The organism is Streptomyces sp. SDr-06 (genome assembly GCF_003324565.1).
In the GTDB taxonomy this organism is placed as follows: Bacteria; Actinomycetota; Actinomycetes; order Streptomycetales; family Streptomycetaceae; genus Streptomyces.
In genome coordinates this window covers 135272-156806 of sequence record NZ_QOLA01000019.1, presented here as the reverse complement: position 1 = coordinate 156806, position 21535 = coordinate 135272, and the positions used below count along the sequence as shown (strand labels likewise).

The window sequence follows — 21535 nt, the reverse complement described above, 5'->3', positions numbered from 1 at the left end:
CTCACTCGTCTGCCAGAGGGGCGACGGGGACAGTTGGTCACGTGGCCAACGCATGACCAACAGCGGTCCGAAACAGGCAGAAACAGCAGGTGAGAATGACCAACGCCGGAGTCAGTACAGGGCGCTCTAGGGTGCGTTTCCGCAGGTCAACACATGAGTGAGCTGGTGCCCGAGTGGAGAGTTCAAGTCCCCCCTCGGACACCAGCAGGAAAGAACCCCACTTCGGTGGGGTTCTTTCGCGTTCCGGGGCCCTGTCGCCTGGGGGTCAGGCGCGGCGGAGGGCCAGGACCGCGTTGTGGCCGCCGAAGCCGAACGAATTGCTCAGGACCACGTCGCCGCACGGCGGCAGGGGGCGCGCGGTGCCGCGGACTATGTCCAGGCCCAGGCCCTCCTCGGGGTGGTCGCAGCCGACGGTCGGGGGGATCAGGCCGTCCCGCAGCGTGAGGACCGCGACGATGGCCTCCACCGCGCCCGCGCCGCCCTGGAGATGGCCCAGGGCACCCTTGTTGGCGGTGACCGGGATGTCGCGGGTCTGGCTGCCGAACAGCCGGCACAGCGCGCGGGCCTCGGTGCGGTCGCCGTCGACGGTCGCCGTGGCGTGCGCGTTGATGTGCGCGACGTCCTCGGGGGTGGCCCCGGCGTCGGCGAGGGCGGAGCGCAGCGCGGCCTCGACGCCGCGGCCGTGCGGCTCGGGAGCCGCCATGTGGAAGGCGTCCGCCGACAGGCCCCAGCCGGCCGCCTCGCAGTAGACGCGGGCACCGCGGGCCCGGGCGTGCTCCTCGTCCTCCAGGATCAGGACGCCCGCGCCCTCGCCCAGGACGAATCCGTCGCGGGCCTCGTCGAACGGCCTCGACGCCCGGCCCGGTTGGTCGTTGCGCGTCGAGACCGCCCGCATCGCGGCGAACGCGGCGAGGATCTCCGGGGTGATCACGGCCTCGGTGCCGCCCGCGGCCACGAGGTCGACCCGTCCGGCGCGGATGGCGTCGATCGCCTGCCCGATCGCCTCCGTACCGGACGCGCACGCGGACACGAAGGTCCTGGCCTCGCCCCGGATGTCGAGGTCCTTGGAGATCTGGGCGGCCGAGGCGGAGGGCACGATCATGGGTGTGGTGTACGGGGAGACCGCCCTCGGGCCGCGCTCGTCGAGGATGAGCCGGCTCTCGACCATCACGGGCGCCCCGCCGATGATCGTGCCCATCGACACTCCGGCGCGCTCCGGGCGCAGGCCGGCGGCCACGGTGCCGGCGGGGTCGAGCCCGGCGTCGCTCCAGGCCTCGCGGGCGGCGAGCAGCGCGAACTGGGCGGAACGGTTCATCCGCCGTGAGACCGGCCTCGGCAGCAGGTCGGCGGGGTCCACGGCGGCCCGGGCCGCGAGCCGTACGGGCAGGCCGTCGAAGCCCGGACCCGTGACGGCCGTGACGCCGCAGCGCCCTTCGAGCAGTCCCTGCCACAGCCCCGGCACGTCGCCGCCGAGCGGGCTGACGGCGCCCAGGCCGGTCACCACGACCCGGCGGCGCCGGGGCGCCGTCCACTGCTCGGGGTCCGGCAGGTCGGCGGGGTCCACCCGCGTGGTGCGGACGACCTGGCGCTCGTAGCGCGGGAGCACGCGCTCCAGGTCCGGGCCGCCTGTGAGGGGGCGCAGATACAGCCTGGTCCTCGTCTCGGTCGCGGGCGCGGTGCGCACCACGACGAGCCAGGGGCCGTCCGGGTCGGTCGCGATGACGTCGCCGGGCACCAGCTCGCTCGTGGTGAGCAGCCAGCACTTGCCGCCCATGACCGACTCTTCGCTCATCGTTCCCTTTACCTCATTCACGGCGGAATCAGGGTGTTCCGGGCACAGTCCCCTCTGGCAGCATGCCTCCCCGACGGGAAGAAGGCAGGCCAGGGAGAGCCGCCGCCCGCGCCTCCCCACCTGCCGAGGAGTCGGCCCGCCTTCCTGACCTGGGGTTCTGTTGCCTCTGCGGGGTCCGGTGAGGTTCTCTGGTCCCGTGACCCGCAGATCAAGGACCCCGGCCGCCCCGCTCGCGCAGCGCGACGGCATCGATCCGGTACGTGTGCGCCTGCCCGCCGACCCCGAGGGCGCCTGGGCGACGGTCGGTGAGCATCTGGTCGGCCGGTTCGCGGGCGCGGTCGGCGCCGGACGGGTCGCCGCGATGCTCGGCGAGGGGCGGTTCGTCGGGGCGGACGGCCCGCTGAGCGGGGCGGAGGCGTACCGGCCCGGGATGTACGTGTGGTTCCACCGGGATTTCGCGCCGGAGGTGCCGGTGCCGTTCGAGGTGGGCGTCGTCCACCGGGACGAGCGGATCGTGATCGCGGACAAGCCGCACTTCCTGGCCACCACGCCGCGGGGGCGGCACATCACCGAGACGGCGGTGGCCCGGCTGCGGCGCGACCTTGGCCTGCCCGCGCTCCAGCCCGCCCATCGGCTCGACCGGCTGACGGCGGGCCTCGCCCTGTTCGTCGTACGCCCCGAGGACCGGGGCGCGTACCAGAACCTGTTCGGCGGGCGCCGGGTCCGCAAGGAGTACGAAGCGGTGGCGGCGTACGACCCAAGTGTGGCCCTGCCCGTGACCGTGCGGAGCCGGATCGTGAAAGAGCGCGGGGTCATCGCCGCCCACGAGGAGGCGGGCGAGCCCAACGCCGAGAGCCGCGTCGAGCTGGTGGAGCGGCGCGGCGGGCTCGGCCGCTACCGCCTGCTGCCCGCGACCGGCCGCACCCACCAGCTCCGGGTCCACATGCACGGGCTCGGTCTGCCGATCCTCAACGACCCGGTCTACCCGGTGGTCCTGCCGGAGCCCGCGCCGGACGACTTCGCCGCGCCGCTGCAACTGCTGGCCAAGGTGCTGGAGTTCACCGATCCGGTGGACGGGCGGGCCCTGAGGTTTGAGAGCCGACTCCGGCTGGAGAGGTGGCCGGACGGCAAGACATCGGACCAATAGGGCCCAGCTGTACGGAAATTGGGGCTTCAGGGGTGCCTGAACCCCACAGAGGTCTGATAAATATGCGGGCATGCGTGCTACCTCGTTGGGTGCGGGGTCCTGCCGGGTGACCCCCCTGTCCTTGGGCGGCGCCGCCCTCGGCAACCTCTTCTCGCCGCTGACCGACGACACGGCCCGGGGCGCGGTCGACGCCGCCTGGGACGCGGGCATCCGCTACTTCGACACCGCCCCGCACTATGGACTCGGCCTCTCCGAGCGCCGGTTGGGGGCGGCGCTGCGGTGCCGCCCGCGCGACGCGTACACGCTCTCCACGAAGGTCGGCAGGATTCTGGAGCCCCGGGAGGGCGGCGGGGACGATCTCGCGGCGGGCTTCGCGGTGCCCGCCACCCATCGGCGGCGCTGGGACTTCAGCGCGGACGGAGTGCGCCGCAGCCTGGAGACCAGTCTGGAACGGCTCGGGCTCGACCGGATCGACATCGCCTATCTGCACGATCCCGACGACCACGGCGACCAGGCGCTCCGCGAGGCGTACCCGGCCCTGGAACGGCTGCGCGCCCAGGGCGTCGTGGGGGCCATAGGCGTCGGGATGAACCGGACCGGGCTGCTGGTCCGGTTCCTGCGCGAGACGGACGTCGACGCCGTGCTCTGCGCCGGACGCTACTCGCTCCTCGACCAGGGCGCCGCCCGCGAGCTTCTGCCTGAGGCCGCCGCCCGCGGCAGACACGTGGTGGTCGGCGGTGTCTTCAACTCCGGGCTGCTCGCCGATCCGCGCCCCGGGGCGACCTACGACTACGCCGCCGCTCCCCCGGAACTCGTCGAACGCGCCCTGAGGATCAAGGCGGTCTGCGCGGACCACGGCGTCCCCCTGCGGGCCGCGGCCCTCGCCTTCCCGCTGCGTGATCCGGCGGTGGCGAGCGTACTGGTGGGAGCGCGCTCGGCTGCCGAAGTCGCCGACACCGCCGCCATGTTCACGACGCCCGTACCGGACGCGCTCTGGGAGGAGCTGGGCCTATGAGGGTCGCGCTGCACACCCGGGTCCGGGCCGACCGGATCGAGGAGTACGAGTCCGCACACCGCGAGGTGCCGCCGGAACTCACGGCCGCCATCTCCGCGGCCGGTGCCACGTCCTGGACGATCTGGCGCAGCGGCACCGAGCTGTTCCATGTGATCGAATGCGCGGATTACGCGCGTCTGCTGAGCGAGTTGGCGACGTTGCCGGTCAATGTCGCGTGGCAGGAGCGGATGGGCGAACTGCTCGACGTCGCGCACGACTACGGGGCCGAAGGGGCGGATGCGGGGCTTCCGGTGGTGTGGGAGCTGTGAGCGGGGCGGGCTTCGTCGACGCCCATCATCATGTGTGGGATCTCGGCGTCCGCGACCAGGACTGGATCGCCGGGCCCCGACTCGCCCCCCTGCGGCGGAACTTCACCGTCGACGACCTGCGCGACGAGGCCGAGGCCGTCGGGGTCACGGCGACGGTGGTGGTCCAGACGGTCACCGTGGCCGAGGAGACCCCGGAGCTGCTGGCCCTCGCGGACGGCAGCGACCTCGTGGCCGGGGTGGTCGGCTGGACCGACCTCACCGCGCCCGGCGTCGCCGACGAGCTGGCCCGGCTGCGCCGGCTGCCCGGGGGCGGGCGGCTGGTGGGCATCCGGCACCAGGTGCAGTCCGAGCAGGACCCGGGCTGGCTGGCGCGCGACGACGTACGGCGGGGTCTGGAGGCGGTCGCGGGTGCCGGGCTCGTGTACGACCTGGTGGTCCGCGCGGACCAGTTGCCCGCGTGCACCGGCGTGGCGGCCCGGCATCCCGAACTCACCTTCGTACTGGACCACTTGGGCAAGCCACCCATCGCCTCGGGCGCCCTGGAACCCTGGGCATCGGACGTGCGCGCCCTGGCGGCGCATGCGAACACCGTGTGCAAGCTGTCGGGGATGGTGACGGAGGCGGACTGGGCGACCTGGACCGTGGCGGACCTCCGGCCGTACGCGGAGGTGGTGCTCGACGCGTTCGGAGCGGGGCGGGTGATGTGGGGCTCGGACTGGCCGGTGTGTGGGCTGGCCACGTCGTACGGGGGTGTGGTGGGGGTGGCTCGGGAGCTTGTCGGGGGGTTGAGTACGGGTGAGTGGGGGGCGGTGTTCGGGGGGACGGCGCGGGGCGCCTACGGGTTGGGACCCGTGGGGTGACTCTCCCCGCCCCGCCCCTCCCCGAGACCCTCCGGGGGTGTGTGGGCTGACGGAGACTCCTGGGGCTCCGCCCCAGACCCCGATCGCGCCTAAAGGGCGCTCGTCCTCAAACGCCGGACAGGCTAAAGATGCCCACACTGGCCAGCACCAGCACCGCCAGGGGCGCGGGGAACTGCGCGACCAGCCGGCCACGGCCCGCAGGCCGAAGGCGGGTTCAGGGGCTGACCAGAACCCCCGGGGCTCCGCCCCAGACCCCGATCGCGCCTGAACGGCGCTCGTCCTCAAACTCCCCCAAGGCCTCAAGGGCCAGGGGGGACCCCCATGACAGGCTGAAAATACCGCCCAGCACCAGCACCGCCAGGGGCGCGGGGAACTGCGCGAGCGACCACGCACGGCCCGCGCACGAAGGCGGGTTCAGGGGCGCGGGGAACTGCGCGACCAGCCGGTTACGGTCCGCGGGCCGAAGGGCGACAGGGGGCCGGGGCGCGCCCCGGGGCGGAGCGCACCCCCCCCGGGGGCACGGGGTCAGTGGCCTCGGGTGAGCCACTCCTCCAGGTGCGGGGCCTCCGCCCCGACCGTCGTGCCGTCCCCGTGCCCCGTACGGACCGCCGTCCCGGGCGGCAGGGACAGCAGCCGGTTCCGGATCGAGTCGATGATCGTCGGGAAGTCCGAGAACGAGCGGCCCGTCGCGCCGGGGCCGCCGGCGAACAGGGTGTCGCCGGTGAAGACCGTGCCCAGCGCCGGGGCGTACAGGCAGACCGCGCCCGGGGCGTGGCCCGGGGTGTGGAGCACCTCAAGGGCCACATCGGCGACCGACAGGCTCTCCCCGTCCGACAGTTCGCCGTCCGGGAGGCGCGAGGGGTGGGTCTGCTTCCAGAGCGGGAGGTCGGCGGGGTGCAGCAGGACCGGCGCGCCCGTCGCGTCCGAGAGGGCGGGGGCCGCGTCGATGTGGTCGTTGTGGGCGTGCGTGCAGAGGATCGCCTTGAGCCTGCGCCCGCCCAGTGCCGCCAGGATCGCCTCCGCGTCGTGGGCCGCGTCGATGACCACGGCCTCCTCGTCGTCGCCGACGATCCACACGTTGTTGTCGACGTCCCAGGTGCCGCCGTCCAGAGCGAACGTGCCGGACGTGACCAGATGATCGATACGCGTGCGAACAGTCATCAGAACTCCACCACCGAGCGCAGCACATCGCCTTCGTGCATCCGCTCGAAGGCCTTCTCGACCTCGTCCAGCGCGATCGTCTCGGTGACGAACGCCCCGAGGTCGATCCGCCCCTGCTGGTGCAGGTCGATCAGCATCGGGAAGTCGCGCGAGGGCAGGCAGTCGCCGTACCAGGAGGACTTCAGGGCGCCGCCGCGGCCGAATACGTCCAGGAGCGGGAGCTCCAGGGTCATCTCGGGGGTCGGCACGCCGACCAGGACGACCGTGCCCGCCAGGTCGCGGGCGTAGAACGCCTGCTTGTACGTCTCGGGGTGGCCGACCGCCTCGATGACGACGTCCGCCCCGTTGCCGCCGGTCAGCTCCCGGATCGCCTCGACGGCGTCCCGCGTACGGGAGTTGACCGTGTGCGTGGCGCCCATGGTCTCGGCCGTCGCGAGCTTGCGGTCGTCGATGTCGACGGCGATGATCCTGGCCGCGCCCGCGAGCCGGGCTCCGACGATCGCCGCGTCGCCGACTCCGCCACAGCCGATGACGGCGACCGAGTCGCCCCGGCCGACGTTGCCGGTGTTGATGGCCGCGCCGATGCCGGCCATGACTCCGCAGCCGAGCAGGCCCGCCACCGCCGGCGAGACGGCGGGGTCGACCTTGGTGCACTGGCCCGCCGCGACCAGGGTCTTCTCGGCGAACGCGCCGATGCCGAGCGCGGGCGAGAGCTCGGTGCCGTCGAGCAGGGTCATCCGCTGCCGGGCGTTGTGGGTGTTGAAGCAGTACTGCGGGCGACCGCGCAGGCAGGCGCGGCAGCTCCCGCACACCGCACGCCAGTTGAGGATCACGAAGTCGCCGGGCGCGACGTCGGTGACGCCCTCGCCCACCGACTCCACGATCCCGGACGCCTCGTGGCCGAGCAGGAACGGGAAGTCGTCGTTGATGCCGCCCTGCTTGTAGTGCAGGTCGGTGTGGCAGACGCCGCAGGCCTGGATCCGCACCACCGCCTCACCGGGGCCCGGGTCCGGCACCACGATGGTCTCGACCCGTACGGGCTGGTTCTTCCCCGGTGCGATGACCCCTTGGACCTGCTGCGACATGCCGCCACTCCCTGTTCCGTGCCGTCGGGTGTATCGGGAACACCCTATGAGGTGGCCTCGTGCACCCGCTCGCCGCCGACGTAGGTCGCGAGCACCCGGGTCGCGCCGATCTCCTGCGGCGGCCCCGCGTACGGGTCGCGGTCGAGCACCGCCAGGTCGGCGAGGGCGCCCGCGCGGATCGAGCCGGTGTCGTCGAGGTGGTTCACATAGGCGGTTCCCGCGGTGTACGCGGCGAACGCGGCGGTCAGGGTGATGCGCTGGTCGGGCAGGAACACCGGGCCCTGCTCGCCGGGCGCGATCCGGTTCACCGCCGTGTGGATGCCCTCCATCGGGTCGGGGCTGCTGACCGGCCAGTCGGAGCCCGCCGCCACGGTCGCCCCGGAGCGGAGCAGCGCCGCGAACGGGTACTGCCACCCGGCCCGTTCCGCGCCGAGGAAGGGGATGGTCAGCTCGTCCATCTGGGGTTCGTGCGAGGCCCACAGGGGCTGGATGTTGGCGGTCGCGCCGAGCTCGCGGAAGCGGCCGATGTCGTCGGGGTGCACGATCTGGAGGTGGGCGAGGTGCGGGCGGGTGTCGCTCCACCCGTTGGCCTCACGGGCCGCCCGCACCGCGTCGAGCGCCTCGCGTACGGCGCGGTCGCCGAGCGCGTGGAAGTGGGCCTGGAAGCCGAGCGCGTCCAGCCGCGTCACGTAGGCGCGCAGTTCGGCGGGGTCGACGAAGCTGGTGCCGGTGTTGGCGGTGGCGCAGCCGCAGGCGTCGAGGTAGGGACCGAGCAGGGCCGCGGTGCCGGTCTCGGCCACCCCGTCCAGCATGATCTTCACCGATCCGGCCCGGAACCTGCCGTGGCCCAACTCCCGCCGTCGCTCGACGAGTTCGGCGATCTGCTCGGCGCCGCGCTCGCGGTCCCACCACAGCGCTCCGGCCACCCGGGCGGTGAGCGAGCCGTCGCGGGCGGCCCTCACATAGGCGTCCGCGGGGTCGTCCATGGAGCCGAAGCGGCCCACGATCGCGTCCTGCCAAGCGGTGATCCCGTACGAGTGGAGGTGGGCCTGGGCGCGCAGCAGGGCCGCGAGCCGTTCGGCGGGGGTGGAGCGGGGGGTGAACCGGCCGACCAGGTCCATGGCCCCTTCCTGGAGCAGCCCGGTGGGCTCGCCGGACGCGTCGCGCTCGATACGGCCGTCGGCGGGGTCGGGGGTGTCCCGGGTGATGTGGGCGAGCGTGAGGGCGGGGGTGTTGACCCAGGCGCCGTGGTGGTCCCGGTTGGGGAGGTAGACGGGGCGGTCGGGCACGACGCGGTCGAGGAGGTCGCGGGTGGGGCTGCCGCCCTCGAAGGCTTCCATGGACCAGCCGCCGCCGGTGATCCACTCCTGGTCGGGGTGGGCGTCGGCGTAGGCCCGTACGGCCGCGAGGGTGTCGGCCGCCGTGCGCAGGCCGGTGAGGTCGCAGCGCGCCAGTTCTATGCCCGCCGACACCGGGTGGACGTGGGCGTCCTGGAAGCCGGGGATCAGCAACTTGCCCGCGAGGTCGACGACTTCGGTCCTCGGGCCGATCAGTTCGCGCACCTCGTCGTGGCCGACGGCGGTGATCCGGTCCCCGGTGACGGCCACCGTGGTGGCGCGGGAGCGGGCGGCGTCCAGGGTGAGGACCGGACCGCCGGTGAAGACGAGGTCGGCGGGGGTGTGGCGCATGCGCGGATCCATTCTGTGCGGAGGTGGTGCGAAGGGGTCAGACGGTTTCGGGGGAGGCGCCCAGGGGCGGCGGGTCGTCCTCCATGGTCGAGCGGCCGGTGACGAAGTACGGTGATTTCCTCACCCACTTGGCCCAGGCGGCCGCGGCCACCCCGCTGAGCACCATCACCGCGGGGCACAGGAGCATGAACCAGCCGTTGTCGGGGCTGACTTCGAAGTGGTCGGCGGAGGTGTAGAAGGTCCAGCCGAGGTAGCCGCCGAGGCCGAGCAGGAACAGGGCGCTGAGGACCGGGATGACGACGGCGCGCACCGCCTCGCCGGCGCTCTCCTTCAGGGCGCCGCGGAATCGGCTCGCCGCGGCCAGGGCGGTCAGCGCGTAGTAGAGGGACACCACGATCCCGATGGCGTTGACGGACGCCAGGATCAGGTCGCCGATCTTGGGGATGAGCAGCGAGAGGACGGCGATGGCCGCCGCCACGGAGCCGATGGCGACGGTGCCCGCCGCCGGGGTCCCGTACCGGGGGCTGACCTTGAGCCACAGCGGGCCCAGCGTGCGGTCGCGGCTCATCGCGAACATGCCGCGCACGGTGGGGATGACGCCGGACTGGAGCGAGGCGACGGCCGAGAAGGTCAGGGCCACCAGGGGGAGGGCGGCGAGCGGCTGACCGGCGAGCCGGTCGCCGAAGAAGGTGAGGCCCTGGGCGCCGTGTCCCACCAGCTCGTCGGCGGAGAGTACCCGTTGGAAGGAGAAGGAGCCGAGGAGGAACAGGCCGAGCATGGTGAACAGGGTGATGAGTCCGGCCTTGGAGGCGTCCTCGGGGTTCCGGATCTCCTCGTTCACGCTGAAGGTCGACTCGAACCCCCAGTAGCAGAAGACGGAGAGCAGCAGTCCCTGGGCGAGGGCCTGACCGGAGGGGATGGTGAAGGGGTTGAGCCAGTCGAGGCTGAAGGGGTGCGGGCCCCTGAGCAGGCCGTCGCCGCAGAAGCCGAGCAGCACGGCGTACTCGAAGACCAGGAGCCACTTCTGCAGGGTGGCCGCCGAGCGGGTGCCCACGACCGCGGTGAAGGTGACGGCGACCAGGACCACGATGCCCAGCGCGGTGGACTGGGCGGTGGAGTCGGGGTCCAGGCGCAGCCCGCCGACCTCGTGCAGACCGCTCTCGCCCGCCAGTTGGATGAGGGCGGAGCCGGTGACGGCGGTGGTGTAGGAGAGGAAGACGACCGTCGAGACGATGCCGATCCAGCCGGTGAGGAAGCCCAGCCAGGGGTTGAGCGAGCGGCCCACCCACACATAGCCGCTGCCCATGTTGGGCTCGACCTTGTTGAGCCGCGTGTAGGCGCTCGCGATGCCGAGGATCGGCACGAACGCGAGCAGCATGACGATCGGGAGGTGCAGGCCCACCGCGCCGGCCGTGACGCCGAGTCCGATGCCGATGCTGGTGGTGGCCGCCGTGGAGGAGGCGGCTATCGCGACGCCGTCGAGGACGCCGAGGCTCTTGCGCAGAACGGGCGGGTCACTGCCGTAGGGAGTGCTCACGGACGCTCCTTCGCGAAGGGGCGCTCGTCGGCCCCGATGGCGGCACATCGAACTCGCCGCCGGACCGTTGCGTCAACGCTGTTGTCATAATGGGCGGCGGTTCGTAGGGTGCGGCGCATGAGCGAGCGAGTCGTGGCGGACGGGGAGCGGCGGCGCCGTCGGCCCACCAAGCGGGGCACGGTGCTGTCCGAGGAGCTGATCGTCGAGACGGCGCTGCGGCTGATCGGCGAGCACGGTGCGGCGGCGCTGACCGTGCGCCGGCTGGGTACGGCCCTGGGCGCGGATCCGAGCGCGCTCTACCGGTACTTCCACGACACCGACGACCTGCTGCTCGCGGTGGCCGACGAGCTCATCGGCCGCACCCTGCGCTCCTGGCGGCCGACCGGCGAGTGGCGGGCCGACCTGCGCTCGCTCGGCCTGCGCATCCACGCCGACTACCAGGCCCATCCGCAGGCGGCGCTGCTGACCTGCACCCGGGTGACCGGGCGGGTCAACGAGATGCGGTCGGTGGAGATGATCCTCGGGATCCTGCGCGGCGCCGGGTTCCCGGACGCGGAGGCGGTGCGGATCTACCACGTCTTCGTCGACCAGGCCCTGTCCTTCGCGGCGCTCGACGCGGCCGTGCTCACGCTGCCGACGCGCTCCCGGGCCCAGGAGGAGCGGGCCTGGCGGGAGAAGTACGCGCGGCTTCCGGCCCGCTCCCATCCGCATGTGGCGGCGACCGCGCCGACGCTGGTGGCGGAGATGGGCCGCAGCGCCTATCCGGCGGCCCTGGAGATGATGCTCGCGGCGGCCGCGGCCCGGCTGGGGCACGTGCGGGCCTGAGGCCTCCCGCCGCGCATGCGAAGAGGGCGGCACCCCGGCGAACCGGGGTGCCGCCCTCTCGGCAGGCCTGGGTGGGACTACTTCTCCAAGGCCGAGGCGATCGCGCCGACCCGCTTGCGGACGACGTACCAGCCGCCGACGAGCAGCGCCGCGATGATCGGCAGGCAGTAGATCGTGGTGCGGCCCACTCCCCCGCCGTACCACATCAAGAACGCCACGGCGGCGAGGAAGACCAGGGTCACGATCTGCGTGTACGGGGCCCAGGGCAGCTGGTAGGAGGGGCGCTGGAGGCGGCCCTCCTGTGCGCGGCGCCAGAACAGCAGCGAGCAGATCATGATCATCGCCCAGGTGCCGAGGATGCCGATGGAGGCGAAGTTCAGCACGATCTCGAAGGCGTCGTCGGGCACGAAGCCGTTGAGGGCGACGCCGAGGACGCCGAAGAACGCGGTGAAGAGCACGCCGCCGTAGGGGACCTTGCCCTTGTTCATCACGCCGACGAACTTGGGCGCGGAGCCCGCGAGCGACATCGAGCGCAGGATGCGGCCGGTGGAGTACAGGCCCGAGTTGAGGCTGGAGAGGGCGGCGGTGAGGACCACCAGGTTCATCACGCCGGCCGCGCCGGGTACCCCGATCTTGTCCAGGACGGTGACGAACGGGCTCTGGTTCTCGGAGTACTCGGTGTACGGGAGGAGCAGCGCGAGCAGCACGACCGAGCCGACGTAGAAGATGCCGACGCGCCACATGATCGAGTTGATCGCCTTGGGCAGGATCTTGTGCGGGTTCTCCGTCTCGCCGGCGGCGACGCCGCACAGCTCGACCGAGGCGTAGGCGAAGACGACGCCCTGGATGACGAGCAGCATGGGCAGCATGCCCATCGGGAAGATGCCGCCGTGGCTGGTGATGTTGGCGAGGCCCGGGGTGGCGCCGTCCACGTCGTGCTGGGTGACCACGAGGTAGATGCCGACGAGCATGAACGCGACCAGGGCGACGACCTTGATGATCGCGAACCAGAATTCCATCTCGCCGAAGTACTTCACCGAGATGAGGTTGGCGGTGAGGACGACGGCGAGCGCGACCAGGGCGCAGACCCACTGCGGAACGCTGCTGAACATGGCCCAGAAGTGGGCATAGGTCGCGGCCGCGGTGATGTCGGCGACGGCGGTGGTCGACCAGTTCAGGAAGTACAGCCAGCCCGCCGTGTAGGCGCCCTTCTCCCCCATGAACTCACGGGCGTAACTGACGAAGGCACCCGAGGAGGGGCGGTAGAGCACGAGCTCACCCAGGGCCCGTACGACGAAGAAGGCGAAGACGCCGCAGACCGCGTAGGCGATGGCGAGCGAGGGGCCCGCGCCCGCCATCCGGCCGCCGGCACCGAGGAAGAGGCCGGTGCCTATCGCGCCGCCGATGGCGATCATGTTGATGTGGCGGGACTTGAGGTCCTTGCTGTAACCGGCGTCACCGGCGTCGATGTGGGGGGTGCCCGTCGTCGCCCCCGCGGGGGCACTCTGGGTCTCGGCCGCAGGCATGGTGCGGTCACTCATGGAGTAGTTCGCCTTTGTGAGGGGTCATGCGGTCGTGCGGGACCGGCCTAACCGGTGATGCAGGTCGTCACCTTGGCTGGGACTAGTCGTCACCATGGCACGGACCAACGGCCCATGGTCCCGGCTGTCGGCACAGTTTGGCAGTGTCCAATGTCACGTAGAGACAGATTTGAGGTGTTTCTGAGGTAACAGAAAAGCATCCCGTGAGCGTTTTTTGTTGCCCAGGGTACCTATGGGGCGAGGACGTCCAGTTCCTGGAGGGCTCCCACCGCGATCTCCCGGGTCAGCCGCTCGGCCTCCGCGGCGTCGCGTTCGCGCACCGCCTCGGCCACCCGCACATGCAAAGTGACGGCGGCCGGATCCGGGTCGGGGAACATCACCTGGTGGTGGGTGCGGCCGGTGAGGACCTCGGCCACCACGTCGCCGAGCCGGGCGAACATCTCGTTGCCGGAGGCGTTGAGCACGATCCGGTGGAAGGCGACGTCGTGCACGAGGTACGCCTCCAGCTGCCGCCCGCGCGAGGTGGCGACCATGCCGAGGGCCTGCTCGGTGAGGTCGGCGCACTGGGCGGGGGTGGCCCGCAGCGCGGCGAGCCCGGCGGCGACCGGCTCCACTGCGGAGCGCAGCACGGTCAGGGAGCGCAGCTGGCGCGGCCGGTCGGCGCCCGCGAGCCGCCACCGGATGACCTGCGGGTCGTAGACGTTCCACTGCTCGGCCCGCTGGACGGTCACGCCGACCCGGCGCCTGGACTCGACCAGGTACATGGATTCGAGGACCCGGATCACCTCGCGGACCACGGTGCGCGAGACGTCGAAGCGCTGGGCGAGCTCGTCGGTGCGCAGCACACTGCCCGGCGGGTACTCCCCCGCGGTGATCGCCAGACCCAGGCTGTCGAGCACATGCGTGTGAAGCCCCCGGGCCCGAGTCGTCATGGGCCAAGCCTACGGGGCGGCCATCGGGCCTCAAAAGTATGACTTTTACATCACGGGCTCTTGAATATGTCGTACCTAATGGGTTTGAGTGTGCGCAACGGACATCGATGTCGATGAAGACAGCGAGGCACCACCCGCATGAACTCCCCCCTGACCATCGTCGTGATGGGTGTTGCCGGGACCGGCAAGACCACCATCGGGCCGCTGGTCGCAGAACGGCTCGGCGTCCCCTACGCCGAGGGAGACGACTTCCACCCCCAGGCCAACGTCGCCAAGATGTCCGCGGGCATCCCGCTGGACGACGACGACCGCTGGCCCTGGCTCGACGCGATCGGCGCGTGGGCGCACGGCCGCGCCGGGCTCGGCGGAGTCGTCAGCAGCTCCGCGCTCAAGCGGAGCTACCGCGACCGGCTGCGGGCGGCCGCCCCCGGCCTGGTCTTCCTGCACCTGACCGGCGACCGCGCGCTCATCGAGCGGCGGATGGCCGAGCGCAAGGGCCACTTCATGCCGACCGCGCTGCTCGATTCGCAGTTCGCCACCCTCCAGCCGCTGGGCGCCGACGAGACGGGTGTCTCGGTCGACGTCTCCGGCACCCCCGAGGACATCGCGGAGCGGGCCGCCGCCGCTCTGCGACCGCTCACCACCTAAGGAATCCCCACCGTGACCAGACTCAGCGTCGAGTTCCTGGCAGCGGGCGCCCCGGAGCCGATCACCTCGGCCGGCAACACCCAGCTGGGCATTGCCGTACTCGCGGGCATCGCCGTCATCGTTCTGCTCATCACCAGGTTCAAGCTGCACGCCTTCCTGGCCCTGACCATCGGCTCGCTGGCGCTCGGCGCCTTCGCGGGCGCCCCGCTCGACAAGGCCATCGCCAGCTTCAGCGGCGGTCTCGGCAGCACGGTCGCCGGAGTGGGCGTGCTGATCGCGCTCGGTGCCATCCTCGGCAAGCTGCTCGCCGACTCCGGCGGCGCGGACCAGATCGTCGACACCATCCTGGCCAGGGCCGGGAAGTCCGGCGGGCGGGCCATGCCGTGGGCGATGGTGGCCATCGCCTCGATCATCGGGCTGCCGCTGTTCTTCGAGGTCGGCATCGTGCTGCTGATCCCCGTGGTGCTCCTCGTCGCCAAGCGCGGCAACTACTCGCTGATGCGGATCGGCATCCCCGCGCTCGCGGGTCTGTCCGTGATGCACGGCCTGATCCCGCCGCACCCGGGACCGCTGGTCGCCATCGACGCGATCCACGCCAACCTCGGGGTGACGCTGGCGCTCGGCGTGGTCGTCGCGATTCCGACGGTGATCATCGCGGGCCCGCTGTTCTCCAAGTACGCGGCCCGCTGGGTCGACATCCCGGCCCCGGACAAGATGGTGCCCAGCCGTCCCTCCGAGGACCTGGAGAAGCGGCCGGGCTTCGGCGCGACCATCGTCACCGTGCTGCTCCCGGTCGTCCTGATGCTGGCCAAGGCCCTGGTCGACATCGTCGTCGACGATCCGAAGAACCACGTCCAGCGGGTCACCGACGTGGTCGGCTCCCCGCTGATCGCGCTGCTCGCCGCCGTCGTCGTGGCCATCTTCACGCTGGGACGGGCGGCCGGGTTCACCAAGGAGCGGATCTCGGCGACCGTCGAGAAGTCCCTCGCGCCGATCGCGGGCATCCTGCTGATCGTGGGCGCGGGCGGCGGCTTCAAGCAGACGCTCATCGACGCGGGTGTCGGCCAGATGATCCTGGACCTCTCCAAGGACTGGGCGATCCCCTCCCTGCTGCTCGCCTGGCTGATCGCGGTGGCGATCCGGCTCGCGACCGGCTCGGCGACGGTGGCGACCATCTCGGCGGCCGGACTCGTGGCGCCGCTCGCGGCCGACATGTCGACCGCGCACGCGGCCCTGCTCGTGCTGGCCGTCGGGGCCGGCTCGCTCTTCTTCAGCCATGTGAACGACGCCGGGTTCTGGCTGGTCAAGGAGTACTTCGGGATGAACGTCGGCCAGACGATCAAGACCTGGTCGGTGATGGAGACGATCATCTCCGTGGTGGCACTCGGCTTCGTCCTGCTGCTGTCACTCGTCGTCTAGCTCCGGCTCCCACAACGGGTGTTCCCGTTCCGCCCAGGGCCGCTCGACCGACCCGGTGCGCATGCCACGGCGTGCCTCCGGGTCGCCGAGCGCCATCCACACATGGCCGATGACGACGATCCCGACCGCCAGCGACAGCCAGTCGTGCACGAAGGTGGAGCCGATCCGCACCTCGATGGGCGCGAGGTGCGTGAACCACATCAGCACCCCGGTGCCCAGCATCACCAGGCCGGCCCCCGCGATCCAGCCCGCGTACACCTTCTGACCGGCGTTGAACTTCCCGGCCGGCCGCGGCTCCCGCTCCCTGCGCAGCGCGGTGCGCAGCCAGGTCCTGTCGTACGGCAGGAAGCGGTTGAGGCGGCCCAGGTCCGCCCGGAATGCCCGGGAGGCGAGCCCGAGCAGCACCGGCGCGGGCAGCAGCACCCCACAGATCTCGTGCACCCGCACCACCAGCTCCCGGCGGCCGACGGCCTCGGCGAACTGGGGGACGTACAGGATCGCCGCGGTCACCACACAGGCGCCCATCAGCCACGCCGTGGCGCGGTGCACCCACCGCTCCCCCGGGGTGAACCTGCTTACCCGGTGCGGGAGTTCAGGAGGTGGGGGTGTCCTGGCGTCCGTTGGACCGGCCGACCCAGGCGTCGGTGTCATAGCCTCGCTCCTCCCAGAATCCCCGCTCGACCTTCTCCGTCACGGTGATCCCGGACAGCCACTTCGCCGACTTGTAGAAGTACATGGGCGCCACATACAGCCGGACCGGGCCGCCGTGGGCGTGGCTGACCGGCTTGTCCTGCATGCTCAGCGCGACCAACACGTCGTCGCGGCGCGCCTGTTCGAGGGTGAGGCTCTCGCTGTACGCCCCGTCGAAGCAGGTGAACCGGACCGCCCCGGCGCCCGGCCGCACCCCCGCCGCGTCGAGGAGGCGGGACAGCTGGACCCCGGCGAACGGGGTGCCGGGCACCCGCCAGCCCGTCACGCACTGCACGTCGCGCACCAGCCGGGTCTGCGGCAGCGCGCGCAGGGCGTCGAGGGTGTAGGTGGCGGGCCTGGTGACCAGGCCGTCCACGGTGAGCCGGTAGTCGGCGGCGCTCCGGTCGGGCACGGAGGCGGCCACCGAGTAGTAGCGGAAGCCGCCGCCGTTGGGCAGCAGACTGGTCAGCCCGGTGGGGTCCTTGTCGGCGGCGGCGCCGAGGAACGACTCCAGGCCGCTCTGGACGTAGCGCGCCGAGGCGACGCCGGCCACGCCGAGCCCGAGCATGCCGAGCACGAGCCGGCGCCCGACGGGTGCGCCCCGCGCGGGCGGTGGCGTTGGATCTGGTCTCACCCGACGATTCGAACACCCGCGGGCCGGTCCTGCCAGGGGCCCCGGCCGTCCGTCACCGTTCCGTCAGAATTCCCCCGGCCGGCTCACCGCCCGGCGCCGCGGCCCGCCTCCCGCTGACCGGGCTCGCGGCGGCCCGGCACCGCGGCGCACCCGTCCCGCTCGGCGGCGGCCGCCCGCTCCAGCCGGAAGGCCCCGTCGCCCAGGCCGATCCGGGCGTGCGCCTGCGGCCTCCTCGACCGCAGCACCAGGCCGTGGACCAGGCCCACGACCAGCGCGAGCGCCACGATGCCGGGCAGCACCCAGGTGAGCGCGGAGCGCGGCCCCGCGCCGACCAGCACAGGGAACTGCTTGACGGTGTACGCGGCGATGCCGAGCAGCGCGACGCCCGCGGCGCCCGCGGCGAGCAGCCGCCACCGCTGGGCCCCGGCCGCTCCCCGGCGGACGGAGAAGACGATCATGGCGAAGGAGGCGGTGGCCATCAGAAGGGTCACGCCGAGCGCGCCGACGTTGCCCATCCAGGTGAACAGGTGCGTGACGGGCGCGGTCGGGTCGCCGGCCGGCCGGCGGTCGGTGAGCGCGAAGGTCGCCACGACCACGACCGAGATCACGGTCTGGAGCAGCGAGCCGCCCGCCGGGGCCCCGCTGGTGCTGCTGGTGCGGCCGCAGCCGGCGGGCAGCAGCCCCTCGCGGCCCATGGCGAAGGCGTAGCGGGCGACGACGTTGTGGAGGCTGAGCAGCGCCGCGAACATGCCGGTCACGAACAGGACGTGGAGCACGTCGGTGAACGTGCTGCCGAGGTTCTTCTCGGCCAGCGCGAACAGCAGCCCCGGGCCCATCTTCTGGGCGGAGTCCACGATGTCGCGCGGGCCCGTCGCCAGCGTGAGCGCCCAGGAGCTGAGCGCGAAGAACACCGCCACGAAGCCGACGGCGAGGAACATGACGCGCTGGACGACGGCGTGCGGGCGGCGGGTCTCCTCGGCGTACACGGGCGCCTGCTCGAACCCGGTGAACGCGGCGACGCAGAAGCACAGCGCGACACCGGCGCTGCCGCCGGCGCTCAGGGTGTGCGGGTTGAAGGCGTGCAGCGAGAGCCCGCCCGCGGCCGGTTTCGCCAGCGCCGTGCCGTCGAAGACGACCACGAGGGCGACCTCGACGACCAGGAGCACCCCGAGCACCGTGGCATTGAGGTCGATCTTCAGCCAGGCGAGCGCGCCCACCAGGGCGACGGCGAGCAGCGCGGGCACCCACCAGTCGATGCCGACGTGCGCGTAGGTGTCGAGCAGCGCGGAGACCTCGAACCCGAACATGCCGTAGATGCCGACCTGGAGCGCGCTGTAGGCGGCGAGCGCCCCAAAGGCGGCCGAGGCCCCGGCGGTCGGCCCGAGCCCCCGCGCGATGTACGCGTAGAACGCGCCCGCGTTGTGCACATGGCGGCTCATCTCGGCGTACCCGACGCTGAACAGGGCGAGGACCGCGCCGAGGATCAGGAACAGCAGGGGCTGCCCGACGACGCCCATCGCGGCGAACGCGGTGGGCATCACCCCGGCCACCACCATCAGGGGCGCGCTCGCGGCGAGCACCGAGAGCAGCAGCCCCGGGGTGCCGAGGCGGCCGGCGCGCAGTGCCCCCTCCTGCCCCTGGTACGTGCTGATCTCGGTCTCGCCGGTCTGGCTCGGCATGCGGGTCTGCCCTTTCGGTTCCTGCGCCAACTGCTCCCGGACCGTGGCGAGTCTGGTGTCGTCGAGGGCCGGATCGAAGGACCGGCCGCTCCGCCGGCGGGGTCGGCCGGGCGGGGGCGGAGGCGGGGACATCCGCGTACTTCCTGTGTGAGGCGAGGGCGCCCGGGCACGCATGTGAACGCTGAACACGTGCACGGTGGTCGCCGACAGCAAAGCGGTGCGCGGTGCTCCACGTCAAGGCCGTTCGGCCCTTGAGAGATCGGTGAACTTGAGCCCTGCTCAGGGGAGTTGAGCGACGCGGGTTCCGCCTAGTCTGGTCACATGACTGATCAACAGACGCTGCCCGAATTCCTGCTGGCTTTTCCGGGTCCCCTGCGTGACCAACTGGTCGCGGCGGTGCTCAGCGGCGCGAAGACCTCGACCACCGGTCTGCTCGCCGACTACGAGCACGCGGGCGATCCCCTGCCGTACGTCGGGGAGCGCAGCCGCGTGATCGACTCGGCGGGCGAGGCGGTCGCCGTGATCGAGGTGACCGGCGTGCGGGTCCTTCCGCTCGCCGAGGTGGACCTCCAGCACGCGATCGACGAGGGCGAGGGGGACGAGAGCGTGGCCCAGTGGCGCGCCAACCACGAGGGGTTCTGGCGCGGCCCCGAGATGCTGGAGGCCCTCGGCGACCCCGATTTCGAGGTCACCGACGAGACCCCGGTGATCGCCACGCGGTTCCGCCTGGTGGAGCGCCTAGGCCGGGACTGAGGGGTGCGGGCCCACCCCGCCGCGGCTAGGAGACGGCCTTCGCCGCGGCCCGGCCCGCCACGCGGCCCGAGAAGATGCAGCCGCCGAGGAAGGTCCCCTCCAGGGAGCGGTAGCCGTGCACGCCGCCGCCGCCGAACCCGGCCGCCTCGCCCGCCGCGTACAGGCCCGGCAGCGGCTCGCCGCCCGCCGTGAGCACCCGGGAGGAGAGGTCGGTCTCCAGGCCGCCGAGCGACTTGCGCGTCAGGATGTGCAGCTTGACCGCGATCAGCGGGCCGGCCTTCGGGTCCAGGATGCGGTGCGGGGGCGCGGTGCGGATCAGCTTGTCGCCCAGGTAGTTGCGCGCCCCGCGGATGGCGGTGACCTGGAGGTCCTTGGTGAAGGGATTGGCGATCTCACGGTCGCGGGCCACGATCTCGCGGCGCACCGCCGCCTCGTCGAGCAGGGGTTCCTTGGTGAGCGCGTTCATGCCGCGCACCAGCGAGGCCAGGTCCTTCTCGACGACGAAGTCGGCGCCGTGGTCCATGAACGCCTTCACCGGACCCGGCACGTCCGCCCGCGCCCGCCCGATGACCCCGCGCACGGACTTGCCGGTCAGGTCGGGGTTCTGCTCGGAGCCCGACAGCGCGAACTCCTTGCCGATGATCTTCCGGTCGAGCACAAACCACGTGTGGTCGTGGCCGGTCTTCATGATGTGGTCGAGCGTGCCGAGGGTGTCGAAGCCTGGGAAGAGCGGCACGGGCAGCCGGTTGCCGCGCGCGTCCAGCCAGAGCGAGGAGGGGCCGGGCAGGATGCGGATGCCGTGCCGGGCCCAGATCGGGTTCCAGTTCTGGATGCCCTCGGTGTAGTGCCACATCCGGTCGCGGTTGATGTGGTGGGCGCCGGCCTCCTCCGCGATGCCGAGCATGAGGCCGTCGACATGCGCGGGCACGCCGGAGAGCAGATGCTCCGGCGGGGTGCCGAGCCGCTGGGGCCACTGGGCCCGCACGAGGTCGTGGTTGCCTCCGATGCCGCCGCTGGTCACGATGACCGCCTGCGCCGTAAGCTCGAAGGAGCCGGTGACGGTCCGGGTGGATGCGGTTCCGCGCTCGGCGCCGGACGGCTCCAGGACCTCGCCGGTCACGGTGTCGAGGGCACCGGCGGTGCGTCGAAGGCCCGTCACCCGGTGCCGGAACCCGAACCGCACAAGCCCCCGGGCGGCGGACTCCCGCACCCGCCGCTCGAACGGTGCCACGATGCCCGGCCCGGTGCCCCAGGTGATGTGGAAGCGGGGAACGGAGTTGCCATGCCCGTTGGCGTCGTAACCGCCCCGCTCGGCCCAGCCCACCACGGGGAAGAAGCGGACCCCCTGGGCGTGCAGCCACGCCCGCTTCTCGCCGGAGGCGAAGTCGACGTACGCCTTCGCCCACTCGCGCGGCCAGTGGTCCTCCGGCCGGTCGAAGCCGGCCGTGCCGTACCAGTCCTGGAGCGCCAGCGCCCGGCTGTCCCTGATCCGCATGCGGCGCTGCTCGGGCGAGTCCACGAGGAAGAGCCCGCCGAAGGACCAGTGGGCCTGGCCGCCGAGCGACTGCTCGGGCTCCTGGTCGAGCAGGATCACCTTCTTGCCGGCGTCCGCCAGCTCGGCCGTGGCCACCAGGCCCGCGAGCCCCGCCCCGATCACGATCACATCGGCGTCGTACGCCATGGGCCCGTCACTCCGCTCGTCCGCCACGTTACCCGTGCGTCAGATCTTCGGCGGGCACCCACCCGGCGTCAACCGTCCGGGTCCGGGCACCCGGGAGGCATCCGCGCCCCCGGAGCGCTATCGTCGGCCAAGTCAGTGCC

Annotated in this window: 19 protein-coding genes; 8 read left to right on the top strand and 11 right to left on the bottom strand. The window is 72.2% G+C overall.

The genetic code is table 11. The annotated features are described in order from the left end of the window. Positions 1 to 265: 265 nt before the first annotated feature. Positions 266 to 1792 carry a beta-ketoacyl-[acyl-carrier-protein] synthase family protein gene (locus tag DT019_RS30085; protein WP_223279829.1) on the bottom strand — a complete coding sequence of 509 codons (1527 nt, stop codon included), beginning with the start codon at positions 1790 to 1792 and terminating at the stop codon, positions 266 to 268. Positions 1793 to 1988: 196 nt separating this feature from the next. On the opposite strand from DT019_RS30085, the gene DT019_RS30080 reads away from it, so the two are divergent. From DT019_RS30080 to DT019_RS30065, 4 genes are all read left to right on the top strand, one after another. Beyond that, positions 1989 to 2939 (top strand): RluA family pseudouridine synthase, encoded by a 951-nt coding sequence (locus tag DT019_RS30080; protein ID WP_114040103.1) that lies wholly within the window; start codon positions 1989 to 1991, stop codon positions 2937 to 2939. A 70-nt stretch (positions 2940 to 3009) separates the two neighbouring features. Beyond that, positions 3010 to 3954 (top strand): aldo/keto reductase, encoded by a 945-nt coding sequence (locus tag DT019_RS30075; protein ID WP_114040102.1) that lies wholly within the window; start codon positions 3010 to 3012, stop codon positions 3952 to 3954. Next, on the top strand, positions 3951 to 4262 hold the full coding sequence (locus DT019_RS30070) for an L-rhamnose mutarotase (protein WP_114040101.1): 312 nt from the start codon (positions 3951 to 3953) through the stop codon (positions 4260 to 4262). Before DT019_RS30075 ends, DT019_RS30070 begins: the two co-directional genes overlap by 4 nt. After that, positions 4259 to 5122 (top strand): amidohydrolase family protein, encoded by an 864-nt coding sequence (locus tag DT019_RS30065; protein WP_114040100.1) that lies wholly within the window; start codon positions 4259 to 4261, stop codon positions 5120 to 5122. Before DT019_RS30070 ends, DT019_RS30065 begins: the two co-directional genes overlap by 4 nt. A gap of 525 nt (positions 5123 to 5647) precedes the next feature. On the opposite strand, the gene DT019_RS30060 is transcribed toward DT019_RS30065, so the two are convergent. Genes DT019_RS30060 through DT019_RS30045 form a run of 4 tightly spaced genes read right to left on the bottom strand, consistent with a single transcriptional unit; the run spans position 5648 to position 10641 of the window. Then, positions 5648 to 6283 carry an MBL fold metallo-hydrolase gene (locus DT019_RS30060; protein ID WP_114040099.1) on the bottom strand — a complete coding sequence of 212 codons (636 nt, stop codon included), beginning with the start codon at positions 6281 to 6283 and terminating at the stop codon, positions 5648 to 5650. Next, positions 6283 to 7368 (bottom strand): S-(hydroxymethyl)mycothiol dehydrogenase, encoded by a 1086-nt coding sequence (locus tag DT019_RS30055; RefSeq protein ID WP_114040098.1) that lies wholly within the window; start codon positions 7366 to 7368, stop codon positions 6283 to 6285. Before DT019_RS30055 ends, DT019_RS30060 begins: the two co-directional genes overlap by 1 nt. Before the next feature lie 44 nt (positions 7369 to 7412). After that, on the bottom strand, positions 7413 to 9056 hold the full coding sequence (locus DT019_RS30050) for an amidohydrolase (RefSeq protein ID WP_114040097.1): 1644 nt from the start codon (positions 9054 to 9056) through the stop codon (positions 7413 to 7415). 37 nt (positions 9057 to 9093) lie between these two features. Then, positions 9094 to 10641: an APC family permease gene (locus DT019_RS30045; protein WP_114040096.1), complete on the bottom strand. Its 1548-nt coding sequence runs from the start codon at positions 10639 to 10641 to the stop codon at positions 9094 to 9096. Positions 10642 to 10710: 69 nt separating this feature from the next. Here DT019_RS30045 and DT019_RS30040 point away from each other — a divergent pair, with 69 nt between their 5' ends. Continuing rightward, positions 10711 to 11418: a TetR/AcrR family transcriptional regulator gene (locus tag DT019_RS30040; protein ID WP_114040095.1), complete on the top strand. Its 708-nt coding sequence runs from the start codon at positions 10711 to 10713 to the stop codon at positions 11416 to 11418. A gap of 77 nt (positions 11419 to 11495) precedes the next feature. Here the strand turns inward: DT019_RS30040 and DT019_RS30035 are convergent, their stop codons facing one another. Then, positions 11496 to 12959, bottom strand: coding sequence for an amino acid permease (locus DT019_RS30035; RefSeq protein ID WP_114040094.1), 1464 nt, complete (start codon positions 12957 to 12959; stop codon positions 11496 to 11498). Between the two features lie 230 nt (positions 12960 to 13189). After that, entirely contained in the window at positions 13190 to 13891 is a 702-nt protein-coding gene (locus tag DT019_RS30030) for a FadR/GntR family transcriptional regulator (protein WP_114040093.1), read from the bottom strand. Positions 13892 to 14029: 138 nt separating this feature from the next. Here DT019_RS30030 and DT019_RS30025 point away from each other — a divergent pair, with 138 nt between their 5' ends. Together DT019_RS30025 and DT019_RS30020 are read left to right on the top strand one after the other, a co-directional pair. Next, positions 14030 to 14539: a gluconokinase gene (locus DT019_RS30025; protein WP_114040092.1), complete on the top strand. Its 510-nt coding sequence runs from the start codon at positions 14030 to 14032 to the stop codon at positions 14537 to 14539. Between the two features lie 12 nt (positions 14540 to 14551). Then, complete coding sequence (locus DT019_RS30020) at positions 14552 to 15958, top strand: gluconate:H+ symporter (protein WP_114040091.1); 1407 nt, start codon at positions 14552 to 14554, stop codon at positions 15956 to 15958. Here the strand turns inward: DT019_RS30020 and DT019_RS30015 are convergent. The 3 genes from DT019_RS30015 to DT019_RS30005 form a co-directional block, all read right to left on the bottom strand. Beyond that, positions 15944 to 16609, bottom strand: coding sequence for a cytochrome b/b6 domain-containing protein (locus DT019_RS30015; RefSeq protein WP_114040090.1), 666 nt, complete (start codon positions 16607 to 16609; stop codon positions 15944 to 15946). The two genes, DT019_RS30020 and DT019_RS30015, sit on opposite strands and share 15 nt — an antisense overlap. After that, positions 16551 to 17282, bottom strand: a complete 732-nt coding sequence (locus tag DT019_RS30010) for a molybdopterin-dependent oxidoreductase (RefSeq protein WP_223279827.1) — start codon at positions 17280 to 17282, stop codon at positions 16551 to 16553. Before DT019_RS30010 ends, DT019_RS30015 begins: the two co-directional genes overlap by 59 nt. 83 nt (positions 17283 to 17365) lie before the next feature. Continuing rightward, a complete protein-coding gene (locus tag DT019_RS30005; protein WP_114040123.1) occupies positions 17366 to 18961 on the bottom strand; it encodes an APC family permease in 1596 nt (531 codons plus the stop codon). 321 nt (positions 18962 to 19282) lie between these two features. Here DT019_RS30005 and DT019_RS30000 point away from each other — a divergent pair, with 321 nt between their 5' ends. Next, a complete protein-coding gene (locus DT019_RS30000; RefSeq protein WP_114040089.1) occupies positions 19283 to 19714 on the top strand; it encodes an ASCH domain-containing protein in 432 nt (143 codons plus the stop codon). Positions 19715 to 19739: 25 nt separating this feature from the next. Here the strand turns inward: DT019_RS30000 and DT019_RS29995 are convergent, their stop codons facing one another. Continuing rightward, positions 19740 to 21395, bottom strand: a complete 1656-nt coding sequence (locus DT019_RS29995; protein WP_114040088.1) for an FAD-binding dehydrogenase — start codon at positions 21393 to 21395, stop codon at positions 19740 to 19742. Positions 21396 to 21535: the final 140 nt, after the last annotated feature.